The sequence below is a fragment of the Bacillus sp. JJ1521 genome (assembly GCF_036965165.1).
Lineage (GTDB): Bacteria > Bacillota > Bacilli > Bacillales > Bacillaceae_L > Ferdinandcohnia.
This window is the reverse complement of sequence record NZ_JBALOX010000262.1, coordinates 436-2,916: the sequence shown is the minus strand read 5'-3', so window position 1 is coordinate 2,916 and position 2,481 is coordinate 436. Positions and strand designations below refer to the sequence as shown.

3 protein-coding genes are annotated in these 2,481 nt (G+C 38.3%); all 3 read left to right on the top strand.

Going from position 1 to position 2,481, the window contains the following annotated elements; all coding sequences use genetic code 11:
• A partial coding sequence (gene typA, locus V7147_RS24275; protein ID WP_335370364.1) for a translational GTPase TypA occupies nucleotides 1–1,796 on the top strand: 1,796 nt, incomplete at its 5' end.
• A gap of 69 nt (nucleotides 1,797–1,865) precedes the next feature.
• Entirely contained in the window at nucleotides 1,866–2,171 is a 306-nt protein-coding gene (locus V7147_RS24270; protein WP_438824649.1) for a YlaH-like family protein, read from the top strand.
• An 11-nt stretch (nucleotides 2,172–2,182) separates the two neighbouring features.
• Nucleotides 2,183–2,467, top strand: a complete 285-nt coding sequence (locus tag V7147_RS24265; protein WP_335370363.1) for a hypothetical protein — start codon at nucleotides 2,183–2,185, stop codon at nucleotides 2,465–2,467.
• The last annotated feature ends 14 nt before the right edge of the window (nucleotides 2,468–2,481 follow it).

Sequence of the window (2,481 nt, the reverse complement as noted above, 5' to 3'; positions counted from 1 at the left end):
TTGACCATGGAAAAACAACACTTGTAGATACAATGCTTCATCAATCAGGAACTTTCCGTTCTAATGAGCATGTAGATGAACGTGTAATGGACTCAAATGATATTGAACGCGAGCGTGGTATCACCATTCTTGCCAAAAATACGGCAATTAATTATAAAGATACCCGTATTAATATTATGGATACGCCAGGACATGCTGACTTCGGTGGTGAAGTTGAACGTATTATGAAAATGGTTGATGGTGTACTATTAGTTGTCGATGCTTATGAAGGCTGTATGCCACAAACCCGTTTTGTATTGAAAAAAGCATTGGAACAAAATCTTAGACCTATTGTAGTTGTAAATAAAATTGACCGTGACTTTGCACGCCCAGAGGAAGTTATTGATGAAGTAATCGACTTATTCATTGAACTGGATGCATCTGAGGAACAATTAGAGTTTCCAGTCGTCTATGCTTCAGCACTTAATGGAACAGCAAGTACAGATCCACACAAGCAGGATGAGAACATGGAAGCATTATTCGACTGTATCATTGAAAACATTCCTGCTCCAATTGACAATAGTGAAGAACCTTTACAATTCCAAGTAGCATTACTTGACTATAATGATTATGTTGGAAGAATTGGAATTGGACGTGTGTTCAGAGGTACGATGCATGTTGGACAACAAGTTGCTTTAATGAAAATCGATGGCAGTGTAAAACAATTCCGTGTGTCAAAAATCTTTGGATTTTCAGGCTTAAAACGAATTGAAATCCAGGAAGCAAAAGCGGGAGATCTTGTTGCTGTATCGGGTATGGAGGATATTAATGTTGGTGAGACAGTTTGTCCAATTGACCACCAGGATGCCTTGCCAATTCTTCATATTGATGAGCCGACTTTACAAATGACGTTTTTAGTAAATAATAGTCCATTCGCTGGACGTGAAGGAAAATTTGTAACTTCACGTAAAATTGAAGAACGTTTACGTGCACAGCTTCAAACGGATGTAAGCTTACGCGTAGACAATACTGATTCTCCAGATGCATGGATTGTTTCTGGTCGTGGGGAGCTTCACCTATCCATTTTAATTGAAAATATGCGTCGTGAAGGCTTTGAGCTTCAAGTATCTAAGCCACAAGTTATCGTAAAAGTAATCGATGGAGTTCGTTGTGAGCCAGTTGAACGTGTTCAAATTGATGTACCTGAAGAGCATACGGGTTCAATCATGGAATCTATTGGTGCACGTAAAGGCGAAATGTTAGATATGGTTAACAATGGTAATGGTCAAGTGCGACTCACTTTTCTAGTACCTGCACGTGGACTTATTGGCTACACAACTGAATTTTTAACCTTAACAAGAGGCTTTGGGATTCTAAATCATACCTTTGATAGCTACAAGCCAATGGCTTCAGGTAATGTTGGTGGAAGAAGACAAGGTGTTCTTGTATCAATGGAATCTGGGAAAGCAACCCAGTACGGAATTATGGGTGTAGAAGACCGTGGTACAATCTTTGTTGAGCCTGGTACTGAGGTTTATGAAGGTATGATTGTTGGAGAACATACTCGTGAAAATGACTTAACGGTTAATATCGTTAAAGCTAAACAAATGACAAACATGCGTTCAGCTAATAAAGACCAAACAACAACTATGAAAAAGCCTCGCATTATGTCATTAGAAGAATCACTTGAATATTTAAACGATGATGAGTATTGTGAGGTAACGCCAGAATCGATCCGCCTACGTAAGAAAGTTCTTGATAAAAATGAACGCGAGAAAGCAGCAAAACGAAAAAAACTTGCTGAAGTTAATCAATAAGGTTGTGAACCTTGTCCCTTTCTGATACTTTAATGATAGTTAGTATGAGAAAGAAGGGTATGAATGGATATGGATGTCTATGAACACATGTGGCCGATTGCAAGAACAATCTATACTTCGACATCTCCAAATGTCGGTGCAAATATATTGTTCATTGTAATCTTACTCCTAACGATTATCGTGTTTCGTTTAGGATTTGCAAAAAAACTTCCATTATTAAAAAATATTGTCATTTATTTATGTCTTGCCCTAGGCTGTACAATTTTAACGTTTTTAGGTGCATTCTTACCGATCGCGGAAGGATTAGCGATCACCGCCTTTATTTTATTCATTTATAAAATCCGACTTCACCAAACAAAGAAAAGCGAAGCGTAGGAGGCAATCTGATGAAATCCCTACAGGATGCAATTTATAATTGGTTAACGATTAAAGTGGTAGCTGAGGCAAGGCCAGATGATACAGCAGCGAAGGATACTTTCGATCTGTTTGAGGATATTTTAGTGAATGAGTTTAAACTAAAGGATATCGAAATTCAAAAGGATGACGTCATGTACCTTGTGACGTATACGATTGATGGGGGAGTAAAAAGTGTGCGGTTTCCGACTGAGTTAATCGAAATCATGCACGACCAAATACAGCAACACCCTGAGAGATATCAGAATTACGAATAACAAAAAAGCCGAGC